Raw genomic sequence first — 24,699 nt, 5'->3', positions numbered from 1 at the left:
GAGAAAGCCCATGTATGAGAAAGCCCATGAGGAAACAGACCACGATGACCAGATTACTGAGAAAATGAGAGGATGAACAGGCATTATTGCCAGCGATTAAGGCTCCCTGTGAGTTGGCCGGGAACCTTAATTAATTGCGCTAGCGGGGAATTACGCGTTCACTAATACCGCAGAGATATGCGCTTCTTCCTCTTTACGCCATGTCATGATTTCACAACCATTATCGGTCACAACAAGGGTGTGCTCATACTGGGCAGACCAACCGCGATCTTTGGTTTTTACTGTCCAGCCATCTTTCATGCTGCGGATACGAAAATCGCCGGCGTTGACCATTGGCTCAATGGTGAATGCCATGCCTTTTTGTAAGACAACGCCGCCATCATCCGCATCATAGTGCAGAACGTGCGGTTCTTCGTGGAAGCCTTTACCGATACCGTGGCCGCAGTATTCGCGGACTACCGAGTAATCGTGGCTCTCCACAAATTGCTGAATGGCCTTGCCAATGGCACGCAGACGGATGCCGGGCTTGACCATTTTCAGGGCGAGGTACAGGCTTTCTTGTGTGATGCGACACAGGCGCTCACCCTGAATGGTTGGCTTGCCAACAATAAACATTTTGGAGGTATCACCGTGGAATTCATCTTTAATGACGGTCACGTCAATATTGACGATATCACCCTCTTTCAGCACCTTGTCATCGCTGGGAATGCCGTGGCAAACCACGTCATTAACAGAGATGCACACCGATTTAGGAAAGCCGTGGTAGCCCAGACACGCTGAAATAGCCTGCTGTTTTTCAGTGATGTGCTTGTGGCAGAGACGATCCAGTTCACCCGTAGTGACACCTGCCTTAACATAAGGCTCAATCATTTCCAGAACTTCGGCTGCCAGACGTCCGGCAACCCGCATTTTCTGAATGTCTTCTTCTGTTTTGATAGAAATAGCCATGAAATGGGTCCATTTAAGTCGAAAATTACCGACTACTTGATATTAATTAAAGGAAGTGTTGTTGGTAATGGTATCAGCCCACCGAATGGATGCCAATATAACCCGTATCTTTCAAACTTGGTTCATGTTGCTGTAACAAATGTTGGAGTCTGGTGGCGGTTTATGGTATAAAGCGCGCCGGTATTCTAGGTAATTGTTTCTGAACTGATGCAATTTGCCAGAGATACTAAATAAACTCATTATGTGTAAATAACACACACAGATCGGCACATACACCGGGGTGCTCTCATGCGGTTAATTCATTGATGTGAATGGCTTTCATCTGAGAGGGTCTGTTACGAATAACCCGCAGTTAAAGAGTCGGTGTCATGGGATCTGTGGAGGCATAACCCCAATTAACTTTATAGAGGTCTAAAATGGCAACTGTTTCCATGCGCGATATGCTGCAAGCTGGCGTTCACTTCGGTCACCAGACTCGTTACTGGAACCCAAAAATGAAACCTTTCATCTTTGGTGCGCGTAACAAAGTTCATATCATCAACCTGGAAAAAACTGTTCCAATGTTCAACGGTGCACTGGCAGAGTTGAACAAAATCGCTTCCCGTAAAGGTAAGATTCTGTTTGTTGGTACTAAGCGTGCTGCCAGCGAAGCAATCAAAGAAGCTGCACTGAGCTGTGACCAATACTTCGTTAACCACCGTTGGTTAGGTGGTATGCTGACTAACTGGAAAACTGTTCGTCAGTCAATCAAGCGTTTGAAAGATCTGGAAATTCAGTCTCAGGACGGTACTTTTGACAAGCTGACCAAAAAAGAAGCGCTGATGCGTACTCGTGAGCTTGGCAAACTGGAAAACAGCCTGGGCGGTATCAAAGACATGGGCGGTCTGCCTGATGCTCTGTTTGTTATCGATGCTGAACACGAGCACATTGCTATCAAAGAAGCCAATAACCTGGGTATCCCTGTATTCGCTGTTGTTGATACTAACTCTGATCCAGACGGCGTTGACTTCATCATCCCTGGTAACGACGACGCAATCCGTGCAGTTAAACTGTACCTGACCGCCGCAGCTACCGCTGTTCGTGAAGGTCGTTCTCAAGATCTGGCTGTTCAGGCTGAAGAAGGTCTGGTAGACGCTGAATAATAAGGCACGCTCATTTTTGTTTGAGCCCTTATTGACCAGGTATTGAAATATATTGGTTAGGGGGCCTGTCACGGCCCCCTTTATCTATCTGATATAGAACTTTTATCTGATATAGAACTTTCCACGCGGAATATTATCTTCCCGCGAGACACATCGAGGAATAAAACAAATGGCTGACATTACCGCTGCTCTGGTAAAAGAACTGCGTGAGCGTACTGGCGCAGGCATGATGGAATGTAAAAAAGCACTGGTTGAAGCAAATGGTGATATCGAACTGGCTATCGATAACATGCGTAAATCAGGGCAAGCAAAAGCGGCTAAGAAAGCAGGCCGTGTTGCTGCTGAAGGTGTTATTCTGGTTGAAGTTTCGGCTGATGCTAAATTCGCCGCTATCGTTGAACTGAACTGTGAAACTGACTTCGTTGCTAAAGATGCTGGCTTCCTGGCATTCGGTAAAGAAGTTATCGCTTCCGTTAAGGCAGACAAAAACGCTGACATCGACGCACTGAAAGCGAAGTTCGAAGAACAGCGCGCTAATCTGGTTGCGAAGATTGGTGAAAACATCAACATTCGTCGCGTTGCTATCCTGGAAGGTGAAGCTGTGGGTTCTTACCTGCACGGCGCGCGCATCGGTGTTCTGGTTGCGGCTGAAGGCGCAAGCGAAGAGCTGATCAAGCACATCGCTATGCACGTTGCTGCCAGCAAGCCAGAATATGTTAACCCAACTGACGTTCCTGCTGACGTTGTTGAGCGTGAGCATCAGATCCAGCTGGACATCGCCATGCAGTCTGGCAAACCTCGCGAAATCGCAGAGAAAATGGTTTCTGGCCGCATGAACAAATTCACCGGCGAAATCTCTCTGACCGGTCAGAACTTCGTGATGGACCCAAGCAAATCGGTTGGTGATCTGCTGAAAGAAAACAATGCTAAAGTAATCAACTTCATCCGCTTCGAAGTGGGCGAAGGTATTGAGAAAGTTGAAGCTGATTTCGCAGCCGAAGTGGCTGCAATGAGCAAACAGTCTTAATTTTCTTGAACGGAGCCGCCGATTGGCGGTTCTGTTTTATCTTATGATGAATTTTGACATCTGGGCTGTATAGCGTGGATGTGTCGTCGTTGAGTGAATCGTAATCAATCCCCAATATCCTTATCTGCTTAGGACTGAACACCATGGCAACCAATGCAAAACCCGTATATCAGAGAATCCTGCTTAAGCTCAGTGGAGAAGCCTTGCAAGGCGCAGAAGGTTTTGGTATCGACGCCAGCGTCTTAGACCGCATGGCTCAGGAAATCAAAGAACTGGTTGAGCTGGGTATTCAGGTCGGTGTCGTTATTGGAGGAGGCAACCTGTTTCGTGGTGCCGGTTTGGCAGAAGCAGGCATGAACCGTGTCGTCGGTGACCACATGGGCATGTTGGCGACGGTGATGAATGGTCTGGCAATGCGTGATGCTTTGCACCGCGCCTATGTGAACGCGCGTTTGATGTCCGCCATCCCACTAAATGGCGTGTGTGACAATTATAGCTGGGCTGAGGCGATCAGCTTATTGCGTCACGGTCGTGTTGTTATTTTCTCTGCGGGTACGGGTAACCCGTTCTTCACAACAGATTCCGCTGCCTGTCTGCGTGGCATTGAAATCGAAGCGGATGTTGTGTTAAAAGCAACCAAAGTTGATGGCGTCTATTCTGCTGATCCGGCAAAAGATCCGGAAGCCGTTCTCTACAATAAGCTCACTTATCAGGACGTATTGGAGCGTGAATTGAAAGTGATGGATCTGGCGGCCTTTACGCTGGCTCGTGACCATAACCTGCCAATTCGGGTCTTTAATATGAACAAACCAGGCGCACTTCGTCGTGTTGTGATGGGGGAAAGTGAAGGTACGTTGATTTCTCACGGCTGATTTTTCACCGTTTGTACTCAGAGACATCGGTGAAGTTTGACGGTATGATCACGGCCTGATGCGCCAAATGTAATGACACAGGGCCACATGCGCTTTAGCGTATTTGACTCACTTATCGGTGAATTACGCAGTGTGGCCTAGAAAATAACCATCTCCCAAGGGTTTGTAACGTGATTAATGAAATCAAAAAAGACGCACAAGACCGCATGGAAAAAAGCGTCGAAGCACTGAAAAATCAAATTAGCAAGGTTCGTACTGGCCGTGCTTCTCCTAGTCTGCTGGATGGCATCAGCATTGAGTATTACGGTTCTGCGACTCCATTGCGTCAGATTGCAAACGTCGTTGCAGAAGATGCCCGCACGTTGGCGATCACGGTATTTGATCGTTCCATGACTGCGGCGGTTGAAAAAGCCATTATGGCTTCTGATCTCGGCCTGAACCCCTCTTCTGCCGGGACCATTATTCGTGTTCCATTGCCACCACTGACAGAAGAGCGCCGTAAGGATCTGATTAAAGTTGTGCGTGGAGAAGCGGAGCAGGGTCGTGTCTCCATCCGTAACATCCGCCGTGATGCGAACGATAAAGTTAAAGCTCTGCTGAAAGACAAAGAAATCAGTGAAGATGAAGAACGTCGTTCACAAGACGACATTCAGAAACTGACTGACAGCTTTATTAAGAAAATTGATGAAGCGCTGGCAAATAAAGAAACTGAGTTGATGGACTTCTAATTGCCATTTCATGCCGACAACGCCGCACCCCTTGCGGCGTTGTTCTTATTCTGGATATTACACCTCTATCACATTTCTTTCTCAAGCGATGGACATAGCGATCCGCACCGCTCAAACTATGACGGTTCTCTGTTGCAATTTTCCATTGCGATTTTATATCAGTAGCATACTTAGAGTATAAAAATGAAACGGTTAACTATTCTTGGCTCAACGGGGTCGATTGGGAAAAGTACGCTTTCTGTTGTCCGAAATAACCCAGAGAAATTCAGTGTCGTGGCACTGGTTGCTGGGAAAAATATTGAAGTTATGGCACAGCAATGTTTGGAATTTCACCCGCAATATGCCGCCATGGCCGATGAGCCGTCAGCAAAGGCGCTGCGCCGATTATTGCAAGCGCAGGGAAGCCAAACTGAAGTGCTGTCCGGTAAAGAGGCTATTTGTGATTTAGCCGCATTGGACGACGTCGATCAAGTCATGTCAGCCATTGTCGGCGTTGCCGGTTTATTGCCGACCTTGGCCGCTATTCGTCAAGGCAAACAAGTGCTGCTGGCTAACAAAGAATCGTTGATTACCAGTGGCCGGCTGTTTATGGATGCGGTTGTCCGATATAACGCGCAATTGCTGCCCATTGACAGCGAACACAATGCCATCTTCCAAAGCCTGCCGGAGGGGGTTCAGCACAATCTTGGCAATATCGATTTAAAAGAGTACGGTATTTCCAGTATTATTCTGACGGGATCTGGCGGGCCATTCCGTAAGACGCCTTTGGATAAACTGCCTGACGTGACGCCGGATGAAGCCTGTGCCCATCCTATCTGGTCAATGGGGCGTAAAATTTCGGTTGATTCTGCGACCATGATGAACAAGGGCTTGGAATATATCGAAGCGCGTTACCTGTTCAATGCTTCCGCAGAAGAAATGGAAGTATTGTTGCATCCTCAATCCGTCATCCATTCAATGGTCCGTTATCAGGATGGCAGCATTATTGCACAACTGGGAACGCAGGATATGTGTACCCCCATCGCTTATGCCATGGCCTATCCTAACCGCATTCCATCGGGTGCAAAGCCACTGGATTTTACCGAATTGAGTAGGCTTACTTTTGAATCACTGGATTATCAGCGTTACCCTTGTCTGAAATTGGCGATTGAGGCTTGCCATCAAGGGCAGGCGGCGACAACGGCGTTGAATGCAGCCAATGAAGAAACCGTTGATGTTTTTTTGCAAGGTGGCATCCGTTTCACCGATATTGCGGCCATCAATCGACGGGTTGTTGAAAAAGTCAATTTATCTGAACCGCAAAGTATCGAAGAGGTCTTAGAAATCGATAACATAGCCAGAGTGTTAGCGAGAGAAGCCATAAGCACTTTCGCCAAATAACCAATTTTATTAATAAATATAGGTTTGCGTTTTGGCAAGTGATATAGTTCGCGGGTAAATTATAGTTGCTATAATAGCCGTTTCAATTATTGGGTGCCTACATTCTAATCATCGATAAGCGTGTAACCCTATCAGAGATAAAGGCTTTCATTCAGGTTGTACCCGAAAAATAGCCGTGATATCCGTGGTGATTGCTGACACGTGACACGGCTTTTTCATGTTTGGAAGTGATTGAGTTTACCAGAAAGTCAGCTTAGTTATTTAAGGATTATTTTGAGTGATATCTCCCAGTGATAGTGACTCATTGCCAGCATTGCCCAGACATGTTGCCATCATTATGGATGGTAATGGTCGTTGGGCAGAAAAACGCGGCAAATTAAGAGTTTTTGGCCACCGCGCAGGGATCAAAGCCGTGCGGAGTGCCGTGAGTTTTTCAGTGAAACACCACATTGAATCACTGACGCTCTATGCTTTTAGCAGCGAAAACTGGAATCGCCCACAGCAGGAAGTCAGTTCATTGATGGAGCTGTTTGTTTTTGCTCTCGATCATGAAGTCAAAAGCTTGCATAAACACAATGTGAAATTGTCTGTTATTGGTGATATCAGTCGTTTCAGTTCACGGTTGCAGGAACGTATTCGCCGTTCAGTGGAGTTGACAGCAGGCAATACCGGATTGCACCTTAATATTGCGGCTAACTATGGTGGTCGTTGGGATTTGATTCAGAGTTTTAAACAGATTGCTGAAAAGATTAAAGCCGATGAATTGACCCCCGAAGAGATTACCGAAGCGACAGTTGATAACTTCATCAATTTAAGTCAGCAGCCCGAAGTCGATCTGGTGATTAGGACGGGAGGCGAACATCGTATCAGTAATTTCCTGTTATGGCAGATCGCTTATGCAGAATTGTATTTTACCGATATACTTTGGCCTGATTTTAATGAAACTGTTTTTGAAGGTGCGATTAATGCCTTTGCCAAACGAGAACGCCGATTTGGCGGAACCATACCAGACGATGCCAAAGTGGGATCATAGGAGGAGAACTTGCTGAAGTACCGTCTTTTAACTACGTTGATATTGATTCCACTTGTTATTGTAGCGCTGTTTTTCCTCCCTCCATCTGGGTTTGGGCTGGTTGTCATTGCTGTTTCAGCACTGGCTGCATGGGAATGGGGGCAATTTGCAGGTCTCTTCACTCAGGCTAAACGTATTACGCTGGCTGTGTTATGTGCTGTCGGGTTATTGGCCTTGCAATATTCTTTAGCGGATTTTTCTCATCTCATTGATAAGCCACAAATTATCTATCTATTATGGGCGGGTATGCTGTGGTGGGTAGCCGCAATTTTATTGGTGGTGACTTATCCGGCTTCTGCTTCCGTCTGGAAATCATCAGTTGCCTTGCGTCTGCTATTCGGGGTGCTGACTATCGTGCCATTTTATTGTGGAATGATGGTGCTGCGTACCCAGGGCTATGAAAATAATCCCTATGATGGCGCATGGTGGTTGTTGTACGTCATGCTGTTGGTATGGGCGGCTGATTCAGGCGCTTATATTTTTGGCCGTACCCTGGGCAGGCATAAAATGGCACCCAAAGTTTCCCCCGGCAAAACGCTTGAAGGACTGGTCGGCGGGTTATTAACAGCCGCGCTGATTTCGTGGCTGTTCAGTAAATTTGCTCCTGTCCCCGCCATGCCAGAACATCTGTTGCTGATTTCTGCGGTAGTGGTGATTGCCTCAGTCTTTGGTGATTTGGCTGAAAGTATGTTCAAGCGGGAATCTGGGATCAAAGACAGTAGTCAATTGATTCCAGGGCACGGCGGTGTCATGGATAGGGTTGATAGTCTGACTGCGGCAGTTCCGGTGTTTGCCGGGCTGGTTATGCTGATTTCTTCTGGATTTACTCTCTGAAGGTACGTCATGGATATTCTCTGGAATCTGGCTGCATTTATTGTTGCTTTGGGTGTTCTCATCACAGTACATGAGTTTGGTCACTTTTGGGTTGCCAGACGGTGTGGTATCTACGTTGAACGCTTTTCCATCGGATTTGGTAAAGTGCTTTGGCGTCGGACAGATAAACAGGGAACCGAATACGTTATCGCCCTTATCCCCTTAGGGGGATATGTCAAAATGCTCGACGAGCGGGTAGGGGAAGTTGCTGCCGAACGTCGTCATATGGCATTCAATAACAAGACTATTGGCCAGCGCGCGGCAGTTGTCAGCGCTGGGCCAATCGCCAATTTCATTCTGGCGGTGTTCGCTTATTGGCTGGTTTTTGTGATTGGCGTGCCATCCGTGCGTCCGGTAGTGTTGGATGTTCAGCCAAATTCTATCGCTGCTCAGGCAAATATTTTGCCTGGAATGGAACTAAAAGCCGTTAATGGTATCGAAACTTCTGACTGGAACTCAGTACGCCTTGCTATGGTCGGCAAAGTCGGTGCAACATCCGTATCGGTGGATGTCTTACCCCTGAATGCGTTTGATGGTGTTCAAGAAAATCGTGTGCAAAAAACACTGGATTTGCGTCAATGGACCTTCGATCCCGCCAGGCAGGATGTATTGTTGTCTTTAGGCATTATGCCGGTTGTCCCACGGCTGAGCTCACAAGTGGAAAAAGTTTATCCTGCTTCAGCCGCTGAAAAAGCGGGTTTACAAAGTGGGGATCGGATCGTTAAAGTCAATGGTCAGGATGTCGATGTATGGCACACTTTTTCATCTTTTGTCAGGAATAATCCGAATATTCCTCTAAAATTGGACGTTGCGAGAGCAGGCGGAATGATTTCCCTGTCTCTGACCCCCGAAGTCAGAAAGTCATCCAATGGCCGTGAGGAGGGATTTGCTGGCGCCGAACTGAAAATCATTCCATTGGCGGATGAATACAAGGTTATTCAGCAATATGGACCTTTTTCTGCCATTTATGAGGCAGGAGACAAGACTTGGCAATTAATGAAGCTGACGGTCAATATGATCGGCAAATTGATTGTGGGCGATGTAAAACTTAATAACCTGAGCGGCCCGATTTCCATTGCCAAAGGCGCTGGAGTATCGGCGGATTCTGGCTTGGTGTATTATTTAATGTTTTTGGCGCTAATTAGCGTCAACCTTGGGATCATTAATTTGTTCCCATTACCTGTACTAGATGGTGGACACTTGCTTTTCCTTGCGATCGAAAAGATCAAGGGAGGGCCGGTCTCCGAGCGTGTACAAGACTTCAGTTATCGCATTGGTGCTATATTACTGGTGTTATTAATGGGGCTTGCACTTTTCAATGATTTCTCCCGCTTTTAAAGTGGGGGACCAGTTAGGAAAACGCATAACAACGATGGCGATGAAAAAGTTGCTCATAGCGTCGCTGCTGTTCGGCAGCGCCACTGCATACAGTTCAGACGGATTCGTGGTTCGGGACATTCACTTTGAGGGTCTTCAACGCGTCACCGTTGGTGCAGCATTACTGAACATGCCGGTTCGGGTAGGTGATACGGTTAGTGATGAAGATATTAGCCGCGCGATTCATTCATTGTTTGCAACGGGAAACTTTGAAGATGTTCGTGTCTTACGTGACGGCAATTCACTGGTTGTTCAAGTAAAGGAACGACCAACCATCGCCAGCATTACTTTCACCGGCAATAAGTCAGTGAAAGATGACATGCTCAAGCAAAATCTTGAGGCCTCTCGTGTTCGGGTAGGTGAAGCCCTTGACCGCACTATGCTGTCCAGCATTGAGAAAGGGCTGGAAGATTTCTACTACAGTGTGGGTAAATACAACGCAACCGTAAAAGCGGTTGTCACACCACTGCCCCGTAACCGTGTTGATTTGAAGCTCGTTTTCTCTGAAGGGGTTTCTGCCAAGATCCAACAAATTAATATTGTTGGCAATAAAGCTTTCTCAACCGATGAGCTGCTTAACCATTTCCAACTCAGGGATGATGTGCCTTGGTGGAACATGACGGCCGACCAGAAATACCAGAAACAAAAATTGGCTGGTGACCTTGAAACCTTGCGCAGTTTCTATCTGGACCGAGGCTATGCCCGTTTCAATATTGATTCGACCCAAGTTAACCTGACGCCAGACAAGAAAGGCATTTATATCACGGTTAATATCACCGAAGGCGATCAATACAAAATCGCTGGTGTTGATTTGAATGGTAATTTGGCGGGTTATCAGTCCCAAATCGGGGAATTGACGAAAATCGAACCCGGCTCGCTGTATAACGGTGCCGAAGTGACCAAGATGGAAACTGCGATCAAAAATCTGCTTGGTCGCCACGGTTATGCCTATCCTCGCGTCATGACCCAACCTGAAATCAACGACACCGATAAGACGGTTAAGCTGCTGGTGAATGTGGATGCCGGCAATCGCTTCTACGTGCGTAAAATTCGTTTTTCCGGCAACGATGTGAGTAAAGATTCCGTATTGCGCCGTGAAATGCGTCAGATGGAAGGCTCATGGCTGGGAAGTGATTTGGTTGAACAGGGTAAAGAACGCCTAAATCGATTGGGGTATTTTGACTCAGTTGATGTAGAAACTGAACGTGTACCCGGCAGTCCAGATCAAGTGGATATCGTTTACAAGGTCAAAGAACGCAATACGGGTTCTATGAACTTTGGGGTGAGTTTCGGTACTGAGAGTGGTATGGGTTTCCAAGTGGGTCTCCAACAAGCCAACTGGCTGGGAACCGGGAACTCCGTGAGTATTAACGCCAGTAAAAATGACTATTCAACGTCGGCGGATATCTCCATGACTAACCCTTACTTTACCGTTGATGGTGTCAGTTTGGGTGGGCGTGTGTTCTATAACGATTTCCGCGCCGATGATGCTGATCTGTCGAATTATACCAATAAAGCCTACGGTACTGAGGGCACCATCGGTTTCCCGGTGAATGAAAATAACGGTCTGTCACTGAGATTGGGTTATATCCATAACTCTCTGTCTAACATGCGACCACAAGTCGCGATGTGGCGTTATTTGAATAAAATGGGTAACCATCCAAACTTCAAAGACAAGGCGAAGTTTGATACCAATGACTTCTCAGTCACAATGGGGTGGGTTTACAACAATCTTGACCGTGGCTTCTTCCCCACTTCTGGCCTGAAATCCTCTCTGGATACGAAAGTGACTATTCCTGGCTCAGATAACCAGTTCTATAAAGTCACTTGGAACATGTCCGGTTATTATCCACTGGATGATGATCACGCATGGGTGCTGATGGGGCGCACACGCCTGGGATATGGCGGCGGGTTTGGTGGCAAGGAGATGCCATTCTATGAAAACTTCTATGCCGGTGGTTCCAACAGCGTTCGCGGCTTCCGTTCGAATAATATTGGCCCGAAAGCGGTTTATTTAACGACGGATAAGGAAGGTAAGCCTGTTCCTGAGAAAGATAGCCCATCCCGTGATGCGGTGGGGGGGAACGCGACAGCGGTTGCCAGTTTCGAACTGATTACCCCTACTCCGTTCTTGGATGCTAAATATGCCAACTCCCTGCGGACTTCGCTCTTTGTCGATGCGGGAACGGTGTGGGATACCAACTGGAGTAAGACTAACGCTGGGTTGCCAGACTACAGTAAGCCAAATAACATCCGTGTTTCGGCGGGTATTGCTTTGCAATGGATATCACCATTAGGGCCATTGAGCTTCTCTTATGCGAAGCCAATTAAGGAATATGCGGGTGATAGAGCGGAGCAATTCCAGTTCAATATTGGCGGGGTTTGGTAATTATTAACCATTCTTGCTAAAAATCGCCCTATTATTAGATAGGTAAAATAGCGTAGGTCAAAGGAGTTTATAGTGAAGAAAATAGTGTGTGCAGCAAGTTTAGGTATGGTGTTAGCGTTCTCTGCGGGTGTGCAGGCGGCAGATAAAATTGCTTTAGTGAACGTTGCTGAAGTTTTCCAACAGTTACCTGCCCGTGAAGCGGTGGCAAAACAGTTGGAAAATGAGTTTAAAGGCCGTGCAACTGAATTACAGCGCATGGAATCTGAGCTGCAAACCAAAATCCAAAAATTACAGCGTGATGGCTCAACAATGAAGGCCAGCGAACGCGAAAAATTGGAAAAAGAAGTGATGGCTAAACGTGATGACTTTGCTCAGAAAGCGCAGAACTTTGAAAATGACAACCGTCGTCGTCAGATGGAAGAGCGCAATAAGATCCTGAACCGCATTCAGGATACAGTTAAAGTGATTGCAGGCAAAGAAGGTTACGACCTTGTTCTGGATGCGAATACCGCTGTGTATTCTGCGTCTGGTAAAGATATCACCGCAGAAGTTCTGAAACAGGTTAAGTAAGTAGATGGTTTCAATTCGATTGGCTGATCTCGCTCAGCAGTTGAATGCGCAATTACATGGTGATGGCGATATCGTCATCACCAGTATTGCGCCAATGTATTCAGCGAATAACGAGCAAATTACATTTTTATCCGACAGTCGTTATACTGACAAACTGGCGGCTTGTCAGGCGGCGGCTGTTGTGCTGCGCGAAGCCGACCTCCCTCACTGCAAGGTTGCGGCCTTGGTGGTTAGTGATCCTTACCTCGCCTATGCACGCATGGCGCAAATTATGGATACAACCCCGAAACCTGCACAGGATATCCACCCATCCGCCGTGATCTCCCCTGAGGCTGTGCTGGGCGAAAATGTGGCGGTGGGTGCCAATGCGGTTATCGAATCCGGCGTTGTGCTTGGTGATAATGTGATCGTGGGTGCAGGTTGCTTTGTTGGCAAAAATGCGCGAATTGGTGCCGGAACCCGCCTTTGGGCCAATGTCTCGGTATACCATCATGTTGAAATGGGTAAGTCGTGCTTGATCCAATCAGGAACTGTTATAGGTTCTGATGGTTTTGGTTATGCCAACGAGCGCGGGAATTGGGTTAAAATTCCCCAGTTAGGCACAGTCATTATCGGGGATCGCGTTGAAATCGGTGCTTGCACGACCATTGATCGCGGCGCGTTAGATAACACTGTCATCGGTAATAGTGTTATCATAGACAACCAGTGCCAGATCGCTCACAACGTGACGATTGGAGACAACACCGCAGTGGCGGGAGGGGTCATCATGGCCGGGAGTTTGAAAATCGGCCGTTACTGTATGATTGGCGGAGCCAGTGTCATTAATGGGCACATGGAAATCTGTGATAAAGTGACTATCACGGGCATGAGCATGGTGATGCGCCCCATTACAGAGCCTGGTGTATACTCATCGGGTATCCCGTTACAACCAAACAAAGTTTGGCGTAAGACTGCCGCTCTGGTCATGAACATCAATGAAATGAATAAGCGGTTGAAGTCAGTTGAGCGTCAACTGGAAGGTGAAAACGAGTAATCATTCCCGCATCCTGGATAGACATTTTTGATTAAACGTTTTTAATTAGCATTTTTGGTTGTGCTTTTGATTTTTGCGGCCTGCCTGATAACTCTGAATTTAGAGTTAACGCAGGCCGTGTCGTTAGTATTATGATCCTTATATGACAGGAAGAGTATTTAGATGAGTGATAATCATACTCTGCAAATTGAAGAGATTTTAGATTTACTGCCTCACCGCTACCCGTTTTTGTTGGTAGATCGCGTTTTAGATTTTGAGGAAGGTAAATTTCTGCGCGCAGTCAAGAATGTATCATTTAATGAGCCATTCTTTCAGGGGCACTTCCCGGGTAAACCTATTTTCCCCGGTGTCTTAATCCTTGAGGCAATGGCTCAGGCTACCGGCATTCTGGCGTTTAAAAGTGTGGGATCACTGGAGCCGGGTGAATTGTATTACTTTGCAGCGATTGACGGCGCTCGCTTCAAGCGTCCGGTTCTGCCGGGTGATCAAATGATCATGGAAGTCGAATTTATTAAAGAACGTCGCGGTGTTGCGCGTTTCAGGGGCGTAGCGAAAGTCGATGGAGAAGTGGCTTGCGAAGCTGAAATGATGTGTGCTCGCCGTCGTGAGGCCTAATCCATGATTGATCAAACCGCTGTTATTCATCCCTCTTCCATTGTTGAAGAGGGTGCTGTTATTGGTGCCAATGTCCGCATTGGCCCATTTTGTTATGTCGGTGCTCACGTTGAGATTGGTGAAGGGACTGAATTGAAATCCCATGTTGTGGTTAACGGGATAACCAAGATTGGTCGTGATAACCAGATTTACCAATTTGCCTCCATCGGTGAGGTCAATCAGGATCTCAAATATCAGGGTGAACCTACCCGCGTTGAAATTGGTGACCGTAACCGTATTCGTGAAAGTGTTTCTATCCACAGAGGCACGGTTCAGGGTGGCGGGGTGACCAGAGTTGGCAGTGATAATTTGCTGATGATCAACGTCCATATCGCCCATGACTGCATTGTGGGTGATCGTTGTATTATTGCGAACAACGGCACATTGGGGGGGCATGTTATTCTGGGCGATTATGTCATTATCGGTGGAATGACGGCGGTGCATCAATTCTGCCAAATTGGTTCCCACGTGATGGTCGGTGGTTGTTCCGGCGTTGCTCAGGATGTTCCTCCTTACATCATCGCACAGGGAAACCATGCAACACCTTTCGGATTGAATATTGAAGGCCTAAAACGTCGTGGGTTTGACAAAGAATCGCTGCATGCCATTCGTCACGCCTATAAGACGCTTTATCGCAGCGGAAAAACGTTAGACGAAGCCAGACAAGACATTGGTCTTCAATCGGAAACTAACCCGCATGTGAAAATATTCAGCGATTTTCTGGAAAATTCCGCAAAATCCAGCCGTGGCATTATTCGTTAAGTAGATGAAGGATACTCCTTTGACTACCTTGTCTTCTGTTGATAATCAGCGCCCGCTGACAATTGGTTTGGTCGCCGGAGAAACATCCGGTGATATCCTTGGCGCTGGGTTGATTCGCGCATTGAAAGCAAAAATTCCGCACGCCCGCTTTGTGGGTGTTGCCGGCCCTCTTATGCAGGCCGAAGGTTGTGAAGTCTGGTATGAGATGGAAGAACTGGCCGTCATGGGGATCGTTGAAGTTCTGGGACGTTTGCCGCGTTTGCTGAAAATACGCAAGGAGTTAACCGCGCGTTTTAGCGCGTTGAAGCCGGATGTGTTTATTGGCATTGATGCGCCTGACTTTAACATTACCCTGGAAGGCCGGCTTAAGCAGCAGGGCATTAAAACGATCCATTACGTTAGCCCATCTGTCTGGGCATGGCGCCAGAAACGTGTGTTTAAGATTGGGCAGGCAACGGATTTGGTCTTGGCATTTTTACCCTTTGAAAAAGCCTTCTACGATCAGTTTAACGTGCCATGCCGGTTTATTGGGCATACGATGGCAGATGCCATGCCGTTGCAAACCGACAAAGCCGCCGCCAGAAATAGGTTGGATATTCCTCTGGCTGCCCACTGTCTGGCAATCTTGCCCGGTAGCCGCCATGCTGAAGTTGAGATGCTCAGTGCTGACTTCTTAAAAACCGCCCGACTATTGCGGGAGAAATTCCCCGATCTGCATGTATTGGTTCCTTTGGTTAATGCCAAACGGCGTGAACAGTTTCAGCGCATTAAAAACGAGACAGCACCGGATTTGCAGCTCCATTTACTGGAGGGGAAAGCGCGTGAAGCCATGATTGCCAGCGATGCCACTTTACTTGCCTCCGGTACGGCAGCGCTGGAGTGTATGCTGGCCAAATGCCCAATGGTGGTGGGCTATCGAATGAAACCGTTCACGTTCTGGTTGGCAAAGCGCTTGGTGAAAACCCCTTATGTTTCCTTGCCCAACCTGCTGGCAGGCAAAGAATTAGTTAAAGAATTACTACAGGATGAATGCACGCCCAAAGCATTGTCAGAGGCGCTGTTACCTCTTTTGCAAGGTGGCGCAGATGTGGAAGCGTTAAAACAGACGTTTTTGCATTTGCATGAACGCATTCGCTGTGATGCCGATGAACAGGCTGCGCAAGCCGTTCTGGAATTAGCGAGAAGATAATGGATTTTGTTTATCCACAGGCGAATTTGATTGCTGGTGTTGACGAAGTTGGGCGTGGCCCGTTAGTCGGAGCTGTCGTCACGGCGGCCGTTATTCTTGATCCGGCGAAACCGATTGCCGGCTTAGCGGATTCGAAAAAACTCACGGAAAAACGCCGTGAAGCGTTATATGTGGAAATAAAAGAGAAAGCCTTGTGCTGGAGTCTTGGTCGTGCAGAGCCGGAAGAAATCGATCAGCTCAACATTCTCCATGCCACCATGCTGGCGATGCAGAGAGCCGTTGAAGGGTTGGCCGTCACGCCAGATTATGTTTTGATCGATGGCAATCGTTGCCCGGCATTAACCATGCCAGCCCAAGCGGTTGTGAAGGGTGATAGTCTGGTGGCAGAAATCAGTGCGGCCTCTATCCTTGCCAAAGTGACACGGGACAGAGAAATGGCCGAACTGGATAAACAGTTCCCTGACTACGGCTTTGCGCAACATAAAGGTTACCCTACCGCCCTGCATCTGGAAAAACTGGCCTCTCTGGGCGCGACGGAGCATCATCGTAAAAGTTTTGCGCCAGTCAAACGGGCGCTAGGTCTTGGATAAAAATCTGGACAGATTATGACAGAACCACGTTTTGTACACTTACGTGTTCACAGCGATTATTCAATGATTGATGGCTTGGCCAAGACTGGCCCGTTGGTGAAAAAAGTCGCCAAATTGGGCATGCCAGCTTTGGCGATCACGGATTTTACCAACTTATGTGGATTGGTGAAGTTCTATGGCAGTGCCCACGGTGCCGGTATTAAGCCCATTATTGGGGCAGATTTTTATGTGGAAAACGATTTGTTGGGGGATGAATATGCCCATCTGACAATCCTGGCCCGCAATAATGAAGGTTATCAAAACCTGACCTTGCTGATCTCAGAGGCTTACCAAAAAGGGTACGGTGCGATTGGCCCCACCATCAAGCGGGAATGGCTGGTAAAATATAAAACCGGTCTGATCCTACTGTCAGGCGGGCGCATGGGCGATGTGGGTAAATTCCTGTTGCGTGGCAACCGTGTGATGGTGGAACAATGTCTCAATTTTTATCAGGAACATTTCCCTGACAGCTATTACCTTGAGTTGATCCGTACCGGGCGTCTGGATGAAGAAAATTATCTTCATGCGGCGGTGGCACTGGCAGTAGAAAAAAATCTTCCCGTTGTGGCCACTAATGATGTCTGCTTTCTGGAAAGCGAAGATTTCGACGCCCACGAGATTCGGGTGGCTATCCATGATGGTTATACGCTGTCTGATCCGAAAAGGCCTAAAAATTACAGCCCTCAGCAATATCTGCGCAGTGAACAGGAGATGTGCGAGCTTTTCTCAGACATTCCTGAAGCGCTACAAAATAGCGTAGAAATTGCTAAACGCTGTAATGTCACCATCCGTCTCGGTGAGTATTTCCTGCCGCAGTTCCCGACAGGAGAAATGAGCACGGAAGATTTTCTCGTTGAAAAATCCAAACAAGGGCTGGAGGAGCGTCTGGCGTTTCTCTATCCCGAACCGGAAATCAGGGCGCAGAAACGCCCGGCCTATGATGAACGCCTTGATATTGAGCTGAACGTTATCAACCAAATGGGATTTCCGGGTTACTTCCTGATCGTGATGGAATTTATCCAGTGGTCGAAAGACAATGGTGTTCCCGTTGGTCCGGGGCGTGGTTCCGGTGCCGGTTCTCTGGTGGCTTACGCATTAAAAATTACCGATCTCGATCCGCTGGAATTCGATCTGCTGTTTGAACGTTTCCTGAACCCTGAACGTGTTTCCATGCCTGACTTTGACGTCGATTTTTGTATGGAAAAACGTGATCAGGTTATCGATCACGTTGCCGATATGTACGGGCGGGATGCCGTATCGCAGATTATCACGTTTGGTACGATGGCGGCGAAAGCGGTTATCCGCGATGTTGGGCGTGTCCTTGGGCACCCTTATGGGTTTGTTGATCGCATATCAAAGCTGGTACCGCCTGATCCGGGCATGACGTTGGAAAAAGCCTTTGCCGCCGAGCCACAGCTACCTGAAATTTACGAGGCAGATGAAGAGGTTAAGGCGCTGATAGACATGGCGCGCAAGCTGGAAGGTGTCACGCGTAACGCCGGTAAACATGCGGGCGGTGTGGTTATTGCGCCCACCAGGATTACGGATTTTGCCCCGATTTACTGTGATCCCGAAGGGCAAAACCCGGTTACCCAGTTTGACAAAAACGATGTGGAATATGCCGGTCTGGTTAAGTTTGACTTCCTTGGCCTGAGAACCCTGACCATTATCAACTGGGCACTTGAGATGGTGAATGCCCGTCGTGCCAAAAAAGGGCTGGAGCCGATTGATATCGCGGCTATTCCGCTGGATGATCAGAAAAGTTTCGATATGCTGCAACGTTCTGAAACGACGGCCGTGTTCCAGCTTGAATCCCGCGGGATGAAGGACTTGATCAAACGCCTGCGTCCCGACTGTTTTGAAGACATGATCGCATTGGTGGCACTGTTCCGTCCGGGGCCGTTGCAATCCGGCATGGTAGATAACTTTATCGACCGTAAACATGGGCGGGAAGAGCTCTCTTACCCTGACGTTGAATGGCAGCATGAATCCTTGAAACCCGTCCTGGAACCGACTTACGGTATCATTCTGTATCAGGAACAGGTGATGCAGATTGCACAGGTTCTGGCAGGTTATACCCTTGGCGGGGCAGATATGCTACGTCGTGCAATGGGTAAGAAAAAACCCGAGGAGATGGCTAAACAGCGGTCAGTCTTTGAAGAAGGGGCGATAAAACAGGGCGTTGGTGGCGAACTCGCCATGAAGATCTTCGATTTGGTGGAGAAATTCGCGGGTTATGGCTTTAACAAATCGCACTCCGCCGCTTATGCACTGGTTTCTTATCAGACGTTATGGCTGAAAGCGCACTATCCGGCAGAATTTATGGCTGCTGTGATGACCGCGGATATGGATAACACCGAAAAAGTCGTTGGGCTGGTGGATGAGTGCTGGCGCATGGGATTGAAAGTGTTGCCCCCGGATATCAATAGCGGTTTATATCATTTCCACGTCAATGATGACGGAGAAATCGTTTACGGTATCGGTGCGATTAAAGGTGTGGGGGAAGGGCCGATTGAAGCGATGCTCGAAGCCCGACAGAAAGAAGGTCACTTTAAGGAGCTGTTCGACCTGTGCGCCCGTGTTGATATTAAAAAAATCAACCGCCGGGTAATGGAAAAGCTGATTATGTCCGGAGCCTTTGACCGGCTGGGGCCACACCGTGCGGCACTGATGTCCTCTTTGGAAGGGGCACTGAAAGCCGCGGATCAACATGCTAAAGCGGAAGCGACGGGTCAAACGGATATGTTTGGTGTGTTGGCCGAAGAACCCGAACAGGTTGAGCGTTCCTATGCCAGTACGCCAAAATGGCCGGATCAGGTGGTCTTGGATGGTGAGCGGGAAACACTGGGCTTGTATTTAACCGGCCACCCGATCACGGGTTATTTAAAAGAGATTGAACGATATACCAATGGATTGCGTCTAAAAGATGTGAACCCGACACCTCGTGGTCAAGTCACAACTGTGGTAGGTTTGGTGCTAGCGTCCAAAATCGTGACAACCAAAAGGGGAAACCGGATCGGGATCAGCACATTGGACGATCGTTCAGGGCGTCTGGAGATCATGCTGTTTTCTGATGCGTTGGAAAGGTATCAGCATTTATTGGAACAGGACAAGATTTTGATTGCCACCGGGCAAGTCAGCTTTGATGACTTTAGCGGTGGGCTTAAAATGACAGTGCGTGAATTAATGGATATCAGTGAAGCCCGTGAAAAATTTGCACGTGGGCTTGCTATCTCGTTATCAGACAGGCAAATTGATGAGCAATTATTGAACCGTCTCCGTGGTGCATTGGAGCCACACCGTTCAGGAACGATGCCGGTTCATCTTTATTATCAGCGGGTAGATGCCCGCGCCCGTTTACGATTCGGTGCAACCTGGCGGGTAACGCCAACAGACACCCTTTTGACCGATCTGCGAACTCTGCTGGGTAATGAGCAGGTAGAATTAGAATTTGACTAGAATAGGAACGTTATGAGTCTGAATTTTCTGGATTTTGAACAGCCGATTGCCGAGTTGGAAGCGAAAATCGATTCGCTCACCGCAGTTAGCCGTCAAGATGAAAAGCTAGATATCAATCTGGATGAAGAAGTCCAGCGTCTGCGGGAAAAAAGCCTGGAGCTGACCCGCAAAATTTTCGCTGATTTAGGGGCATGGCAAATTTCCCAGCTATCGCGTCATCCACTGCGTCCCTATACGCTGGATTATATTAAGCTCATTTTTACTGACTTTGAAGAATTAGCGGGTGATCGTGCCTATGCTGATGACAAAGCCATCGTGGGCGGATTGGCGCGTATTGAGGGTCGTCCAGTGATGGTGATTGGCCACCAGAAAGGGCGTGAAACGAAAGAAAAGATCCGCCGCAACTTTGGCATGCCATCACCGGAAGGTTATCGCAAAGCGTTGAGATTGATGGAAATGGCTGAGCGTTTCAAATTGCCAATCATTACCTTCATTGATACCCCCGGCGCATATCCGGGTGTCGGTGCAGAAGAGCGGGGTCAGTCAGAAGCGATTGCCCGTAACCTGCGTGAAATGTCGCGCCTTTCCGTCCCCGTCATCTGTACGGTGATTGGCGAAGGGGGTTCTGGTGGGGCTTTGGCGCTGAGTGTGGGTGATAAAATTAATATGTTGCAATACAGCACCTTCTCGACCATCTCGCCTGAAGGCTGTGCTTCCATTTTGTGGAAAAGCGCTGAAAAAGCACCATTGGCGGCTGAAGCCATGGGAAATACCGCGCCACGTCTGAAAGAGTTGAATCTGATTGATACGGTTATTGCCGAACCCCTGGGTGGTGCACACCGTAACTATGAAGAAACGGCTGAAACATTGAAAGCTCAATTGTTGGCTGATCTTTCTGCGTTAAGTGAGCTGGATAGTGAAGAGTTAGTTAACCGTCGTTATGAGCGCTTAATGCAATACGGTTACTGCTAAGGTTCGCAAGTAAAAAGGTTTACAGGTAAAAAGATCTGCAAATAAATTCTGGACGCTGGCTATTATTGAGGGTGGTTTTCACATAATACAGCGATATTTTTAATATCGCGAATAGCAGATGGAAAATTTATCAGGTGGAGAGCATTGAGGAACGGTAATTCCCTGGTCTTTCCACCTGTTTTGTTATTTATAGGGATGAAATAGGTGCCTTGTAGGCTGGGCTTTAAAAATAAATAAGTTGAGTTTTTCTATGGCCAAATATAAGTATCTTATTTATGCATTTTCTTGTGTGTTTATCTGGAGCTTTATTCCTTCTATATCGCGTTTTGGTCAGAAAGAGATGGATCACTTCCAATATTTATTCTGGTCAAACATTTTGTCTGTTTTGGCGGTATTTGTTGTCGCGCTGATGATGGGGAGAAGCTGGAAAAAACTTTTGTTCATCCCTGTTCCCGTTATGCTTAAGGTATTGATCTTAGGTGCTTTGGATTGTTTCTTCTATTTGCTGCTTTACTATGGCTATTCCATTGAGAATGGTGTTGCTGTTTTGGTGATCCAATATAGCTGGCCGTTAATGATTATTGGATTGTCATTTTTCCTGTTTAAAGAAAAATTGTCGATCAAGCAGATGATCGGCATTGCAATGGGCTTTATGGCGGTTGTGATTACCTTCACGAAAGGCAATATTACCGAGATTGCGGTAGAACATCCTCAGGCATTGTTGCTGGTATTTAGCGGGGCATTTTGTTTTGCCTTAATGTCGGTATTATCGAGGCAATTTGCGATTGATCCTTATATTAGTACATTTTGGGTATTTACCTGCTCTACCTTAGTATCCGCCGTATTTATGTTTGCTTTCAGCAGCATTAACGTCCCTGTCGGTGATTCTCTGATGCCAACGTTGCTTAACGGCATCATACTGAATGGGGTTTCTTATATTATTTGGTTCAAGGCCATGAACGCCCCTGATTCTCATAAAATTGCCTCAATCCTGTTTTTATCCCCGGTTTTGTCGATGATGTGGATTATCCTGTTTTTTGGTGATGCGTTTGTTCCGGCGTATGTGTTTGGGCTAGCGCTGGTTATCATTTCTGGATTACTTTGTATTAGTACTCAGAGAAAAACGTCAGAACAAAATAAATTAACAGATGATCTGATTGAGGATTGATTTGACGAATAAAGAGGAAAGGTTTGGCTCTATAATGGCAAGTTCTTATGATTTTCTGCTTACTACGTTAGCAGAACACATTGGTCAGCATAAAAAGATTTTGGTCGGATTTAGCGGTGGATTGGATTCTTCTGTATTGCTGCATTTGCTTGTTCGTTTGCGAACTCAAGCACATCAATTGAGCTGTGAACGAATAGCATTAAGGGCAATTCATATTCATCATGGTTTAAACCCAAAGGCGGATTTATGGGTTGAACACTGTCGGCAGGTTTGTGCTGACTGGCAGATTGATTTTCGCACTGAAAAAGTTGAGCTTAATACCCGCCGGCACGGGATTGAAGCCGCAGCACGAAATGCGCGTTATCACGCTTTCCAGCATGAGCTACAGCAAGGTGAAGTCTTAATGACGGCACAACATCTTGATGATCAGGCAGAAACGTTTTTATTAGCCTTGAAACGGGGCAGCGGTCCGGCTGGATTGTCTTCCATGCCATCCAGAATGCCGTTTGCGGGAACGACATTGATTCGCCCATTACTCAATATCAGTCGTGCAGAGTTGGAAGCCTATGCACAGACACAAAAATTACCATGGGTTGAGGACGACAGTAATCAAGATGATCGCTATGACCGTAATTTTTTGCGCCTGAATATCATGCCGTTACTCAATCAGCGTTGGCCCCATTTTCCGCAAGCTGTTTCCCGCAGTGCCAGCTTATGTGGGGAACAAGAACAATTGCTGGATGAATTGCTGGAAGAATCTTTGCATTCATTGATGACATCGGAAGGGGCAATCGCTATTCCTCCTTTGGAAAACAGTTCTGAAGCCAAACGGAATGCGTTGCTGCGGCGATGGCTTAATCAGTGTGGGGTAAAAATGCCGGCACGAGAGCAACTCCAGCGAATTTGGTCAGAAGTGGCACTTGCCCGGCAAGATGCAGAACCTCGCTTTAGAGTAGGGCAACAGGATATTCGTCGTTATCGGCAGCAACTTTGGCTGGTGCCTCAATACCAGAATCTGGCGGGATCTCTGCTTGAATGGGATTTACAGCAGGAATTGACGTTACCAGATAGATTGGGAACACTGCTCTGCGCTAAAGAAAAGCGTATTGAAAATGGTGTTCAAAACAGTATTGAAAACAGTATGACAGTGAGAAAGCCAAACCGTCATGAGCAAGTGACCGTGCGTTTCGGTGTTCAGGGCAATATCAGCATTGTGGGACGGCAACATTCCCGTCACAGTAAAAAACTGTGGCAAGAATTGGGGGTTGCGCCTTGGCTTAGGGAGAGAATCCCTTTGCTCTATTACAATGAACAATTGATTGCTGCGTTGGGCGTTTTCATCACTAAAGAAGGGCAGAGTTTGCCTGATGACGAGGGAATTTCAGTGCAGTGGCAGAGAACCACGCTTCATACTTAATGGCAGAGTGGGTTCTTTCCATTACTCGAAATTTTAAAAGCTAACTCATTGATTTAGGAGATTACATTACAAACAGTGTGATCTCTTCTTTCGCTAAAAAATTTAGTCAATTTATATTTTCATCTTGAAAATATAACAATGTGTACTATATTTTTATATATAAGCTAATCATATTTCTAAATGCCTATGTTTTAATTTTTCACTTTAAAAATTTGCTCGGGATTTAAATAAGTTTTTATAAAAGTGAGAGTTTGCAATCCTGTCGCGCGTGAGAAGATTTACTTCTATCATTTTGATACGCAATTTAAAGTCATTAACCATATGAATTGGACGGTTAATCTATAATAAAGTTATTGTGAATTCTTTTAATTTTATCGCCATCTGAAAACTGAAAGTAGAAAGTGAGCATTGATTAAATCATTATCGATATCCTTTGTTTTAAATAAGGTGGATAATATGATTGATGCGATTAATGAAAATGAAATTAAAGTTCAAGCGCTAAAAGTGTTTTCTAAAGAAATGCAAGGTAAGTTAGAGCAAAACAAACTTGATGAAATATACAAAAAATTTCTTTTAGGTGAAAAAGGTTATGCCTATAAATCAAGGCCTTATATTACCAGTTATGTTTTTTACACTCATGTGGAATTGGCTGTGAGTAATGGTTTTATATTTATTGGGCATGGGAATGTTGTAGATTCACCAGGTTCAGGAAGCTATTGGGGGAAACTTTATGCCAAAGATTTTGATAAATTACGCGCGAATACGGATTCTTTTTGGTACATTTCGGACTTAACCTCAGGAATATTCTTGTTTTTTGACCTAAATAGCACGTTATTAGCAAATTTCGTTGGATTTGGCATTTCGTCGGTTTTATCTTCAGGTACTGGCTATGGTTCTTGGTCATCTGTTCACTAAAATATTTTCCTCCACTATGGACACTATAGCAGCTTGATAATTGGCTTATAGGGGCTTATTTTTATATAAAAAGTCCTTATTGATATAAGGACTTTTGGAGGAAGGTGCTCATCGTTATTTGCG

At 46.7% G+C, this 24,699-nt stretch carries 21 protein-coding genes; 20 read left to right on the top strand and 1 reads right to left on the bottom strand.

Going from position 1 to position 24,699, the window contains the following annotated elements; genetic code table 11:
* Nucleotides 1-150: 150 nt before the first annotated feature.
* On the bottom strand, nt 151-948 hold the full coding sequence (gene map / locus XDD1_RS15275) for a type I methionyl aminopeptidase (protein ID WP_045972510.1): 798 nt from the start codon (nt 946-948) through the stop codon (nt 151-153).
* A 416-nt stretch (nt 949-1,364) separates the two neighbouring features.
* Between map and rpsB the strand changes: the two genes are divergently transcribed.
* From rpsB to XDD1_RS18510, 20 genes are all read left to right on the top strand, one after another.
* Nucleotides 1,365-2,090, top strand: coding sequence for a 30S ribosomal protein S2 (rpsB, locus tag XDD1_RS15270; protein WP_045972508.1), 726 nt, complete (start codon nt 1,365-1,367; stop codon nt 2,088-2,090).
* 169 nt (nt 2,091-2,259) lie between these two features.
* Nucleotides 2,260-3,117, top strand: coding sequence for a translation elongation factor Ts (gene tsf / locus XDD1_RS15265; protein WP_045972504.1), 858 nt, complete (start codon nt 2,260-2,262; stop codon nt 3,115-3,117).
* Between the two features lie 143 nt (nt 3,118-3,260).
* Entirely contained in the window at nt 3,261-3,989 is a 729-nt protein-coding gene (pyrH, locus tag XDD1_RS15260) for a UMP kinase (protein WP_045972502.1), read from the top strand.
* Nucleotides 3,990-4,159: 170 nt separating this feature from the next.
* On the top strand, nt 4,160-4,717 hold the full coding sequence (gene frr, locus XDD1_RS15255; protein ID WP_045972500.1) for a ribosome recycling factor: 558 nt from the start codon (nt 4,160-4,162) through the stop codon (nt 4,715-4,717).
* A 183-nt stretch (nt 4,718-4,900) separates the two neighbouring features.
* On the top strand, nt 4,901-6,097 hold the full coding sequence (gene ispC, locus XDD1_RS15250; RefSeq protein WP_045972498.1) for a 1-deoxy-D-xylulose-5-phosphate reductoisomerase: 1,197 nt from the start codon (nt 4,901-4,903) through the stop codon (nt 6,095-6,097).
* A gap of 337 nt (nt 6,098-6,434) precedes the next feature.
* Nucleotides 6,435-7,130, top strand: coding sequence for a polyprenyl diphosphate synthase (gene uppS / locus XDD1_RS15245; RefSeq protein WP_231854523.1), 696 nt, complete (start codon nt 6,435-6,437; stop codon nt 7,128-7,130).
* 9 nt (nt 7,131-7,139) lie between these two features.
* Entirely contained in the window at nt 7,140-8,003 is an 864-nt protein-coding gene (gene cdsA, locus XDD1_RS15240) for a phosphatidate cytidylyltransferase (protein ID WP_045972496.1), read from the top strand.
* A gap of 9 nt (nt 8,004-8,012) precedes the next feature.
* Nucleotides 8,013-9,380 (top strand): sigma E protease regulator RseP, encoded by a 1,368-nt coding sequence (rseP, locus tag XDD1_RS15235; RefSeq protein WP_045972495.1) that lies wholly within the window; start codon nt 8,013-8,015, stop codon nt 9,378-9,380.
* A 34-nt stretch (nt 9,381-9,414) separates the two neighbouring features.
* Nucleotides 9,415-11,808 carry an outer membrane protein assembly factor BamA gene (bamA, locus tag XDD1_RS15230; RefSeq protein ID WP_045973688.1) on the top strand — a complete coding sequence of 798 codons (2,394 nt, stop codon included), beginning with the start codon at nt 9,415-9,417 and terminating at the stop codon, nt 11,806-11,808.
* A 72-nt stretch (nt 11,809-11,880) separates the two neighbouring features.
* Nucleotides 11,881-12,378: a molecular chaperone Skp gene (gene skp, locus XDD1_RS15225; RefSeq protein ID WP_045972494.1), complete on the top strand. Its 498-nt coding sequence runs from the start codon at nt 11,881-11,883 to the stop codon at nt 12,376-12,378.
* Between the two features lie 4 nt (nt 12,379-12,382).
* Nucleotides 12,383-13,411: a UDP-3-O-(3-hydroxymyristoyl)glucosamine N-acyltransferase gene (gene lpxD / locus XDD1_RS15220; protein WP_045972493.1), complete on the top strand. Its 1,029-nt coding sequence runs from the start codon at nt 12,383-12,385 to the stop codon at nt 13,409-13,411.
* A gap of 162 nt (nt 13,412-13,573) precedes the next feature.
* On the top strand, nt 13,574-14,026 hold the full coding sequence (fabZ, locus tag XDD1_RS15215) for a 3-hydroxyacyl-ACP dehydratase FabZ (protein ID WP_045972492.1): 453 nt from the start codon (nt 13,574-13,576) through the stop codon (nt 14,024-14,026).
* Nucleotides 14,027-14,029: 3 nt separating this feature from the next.
* On the top strand, nt 14,030-14,827 hold the full coding sequence (gene lpxA / locus XDD1_RS15210; protein ID WP_045972491.1) for an acyl-ACP--UDP-N-acetylglucosamine O-acyltransferase: 798 nt from the start codon (nt 14,030-14,032) through the stop codon (nt 14,825-14,827).
* Nucleotides 14,828-14,831: 4 nt separating this feature from the next.
* Nucleotides 14,832-16,016: a lipid-A-disaccharide synthase gene (gene lpxB / locus XDD1_RS15205; protein ID WP_045972490.1), complete on the top strand. Its 1,185-nt coding sequence runs from the start codon at nt 14,832-14,834 to the stop codon at nt 16,014-16,016.
* Complete coding sequence (rnhB, locus tag XDD1_RS15200; protein WP_045972489.1) at nt 16,016-16,606, top strand: ribonuclease HII; 591 nt, start codon at nt 16,016-16,018, stop codon at nt 16,604-16,606. The genes lpxB and rnhB overlap by 1 nt, the downstream gene beginning before the upstream one ends.
* A 15-nt stretch (nt 16,607-16,621) precedes the next feature.
* Nucleotides 16,622-20,104, top strand: coding sequence for a DNA polymerase III subunit alpha (gene dnaE, locus XDD1_RS15195; protein WP_045972488.1), 3,483 nt, complete (start codon nt 16,622-16,624; stop codon nt 20,102-20,104).
* A 12-nt stretch (nt 20,105-20,116) separates the two neighbouring features.
* Nucleotides 20,117-21,076, top strand: a complete 960-nt coding sequence (gene accA / locus XDD1_RS15190) for an acetyl-CoA carboxylase carboxyl transferase subunit alpha (RefSeq protein WP_045972486.1) — start codon at nt 20,117-20,119, stop codon at nt 21,074-21,076.
* Nucleotides 21,077-21,326: 250 nt separating this feature from the next.
* Nucleotides 21,327-22,244: a DMT family transporter gene (locus XDD1_RS15185; protein WP_045972484.1), complete on the top strand. Its 918-nt coding sequence runs from the start codon at nt 21,327-21,329 to the stop codon at nt 22,242-22,244.
* Nucleotides 22,245-22,278: 34 nt separating this feature from the next.
* Nucleotides 22,279-23,661, top strand: a complete 1,383-nt coding sequence (tilS, locus tag XDD1_RS15180; protein ID WP_045972482.1) for a tRNA lysidine(34) synthetase TilS — start codon at nt 22,279-22,281, stop codon at nt 23,659-23,661.
* Nucleotides 23,662-24,117: 456 nt separating this feature from the next.
* Nucleotides 24,118-24,576 carry a VapA/VapB family virulence-associated protein gene (locus XDD1_RS18510; RefSeq protein WP_052705728.1) on the top strand — a complete coding sequence of 153 codons (459 nt, stop codon included), beginning with the start codon at nt 24,118-24,120 and terminating at the stop codon, nt 24,574-24,576.
* Nucleotides 24,577-24,699: the final 123 nt, after the last annotated feature.

The sequence above is a fragment of the Xenorhabdus doucetiae genome (assembly GCF_000968195.1).
Lineage (GTDB): Bacteria > Pseudomonadota > Gammaproteobacteria > Enterobacterales > Enterobacteriaceae > Xenorhabdus > Xenorhabdus doucetiae.
Note: the sequence above shows the minus strand (reverse complement) of the source record. Positions and strands in the feature narration are given on the sequence as shown.

Excerpts from the sequence above, each read along its gene's own strand:
- XDD1_RS15185 (WP_045972484.1), top strand. The coding sequence starts at position 21,327 with ATGGCCAAATATAAGTATCTTATTTATGCATTTTCTTGTGTGTTTATC.
- rpsB (WP_045972508.1), top strand. The coding sequence starts at position 1,365 with ATGGCAACTGTTTCCATGCGCGATATGCTGCAAGCTGGCGTTCACTTC.
- dnaE (WP_045972488.1), top strand. The coding sequence starts at position 16,622 with ATGACAGAACCACGTTTTGTACACTTACGTGTTCACAGCGATTATTCA.
- accA (WP_045972486.1), top strand. The coding sequence starts at position 20,117 with ATGAGTCTGAATTTTCTGGATTTTGAACAGCCGATTGCCGAGTTGGAA.
- pyrH (WP_045972502.1), top strand. The coding sequence starts at position 3,261 with ATGGCAACCAATGCAAAACCCGTATATCAGAGAATCCTGCTTAAGCTC.
- lpxD (WP_045972493.1), top strand. The coding sequence starts at position 12,383 with ATGGTTTCAATTCGATTGGCTGATCTCGCTCAGCAGTTGAATGCGCAA.
- tsf (WP_045972504.1), top strand. The coding sequence starts at position 2,260 with ATGGCTGACATTACCGCTGCTCTGGTAAAAGAACTGCGTGAGCGTACT.
- lpxB (WP_045972490.1), top strand. The coding sequence starts at position 14,832 with ATGAAGGATACTCCTTTGACTACCTTGTCTTCTGTTGATAATCAGCGC.
- map (WP_045972510.1), bottom strand. The coding sequence starts at position 948 with ATGGCTATTTCTATCAAAACAGAAGAAGACATTCAGAAAATGCGGGTT.
- tilS (WP_045972482.1), top strand. The coding sequence starts at position 22,279 with ATGGCAAGTTCTTATGATTTTCTGCTTACTACGTTAGCAGAACACATT.
- uppS (WP_231854523.1), top strand. The coding sequence starts at position 6,435 with ATGGATGGTAATGGTCGTTGGGCAGAAAAACGCGGCAAATTAAGAGTT.
- rseP (WP_045972495.1), top strand. The coding sequence starts at position 8,013 with ATGGATATTCTCTGGAATCTGGCTGCATTTATTGTTGCTTTGGGTGTT.
- fabZ (WP_045972492.1), top strand. The coding sequence starts at position 13,574 with ATGAGTGATAATCATACTCTGCAAATTGAAGAGATTTTAGATTTACTG.
- XDD1_RS18510 (WP_052705728.1), top strand. The coding sequence starts at position 24,118 with ATGATTGATGCGATTAATGAAAATGAAATTAAAGTTCAAGCGCTAAAA.
- lpxA (WP_045972491.1), top strand. The coding sequence starts at position 14,030 with ATGATTGATCAAACCGCTGTTATTCATCCCTCTTCCATTGTTGAAGAG.
- ispC (WP_045972498.1), top strand. The coding sequence starts at position 4,901 with ATGAAACGGTTAACTATTCTTGGCTCAACGGGGTCGATTGGGAAAAGT.
- bamA (WP_045973688.1), top strand. The coding sequence starts at position 9,415 with ATGGCGATGAAAAAGTTGCTCATAGCGTCGCTGCTGTTCGGCAGCGCC.
- rnhB (WP_045972489.1), top strand. The coding sequence starts at position 16,016 with ATGGATTTTGTTTATCCACAGGCGAATTTGATTGCTGGTGTTGACGAA.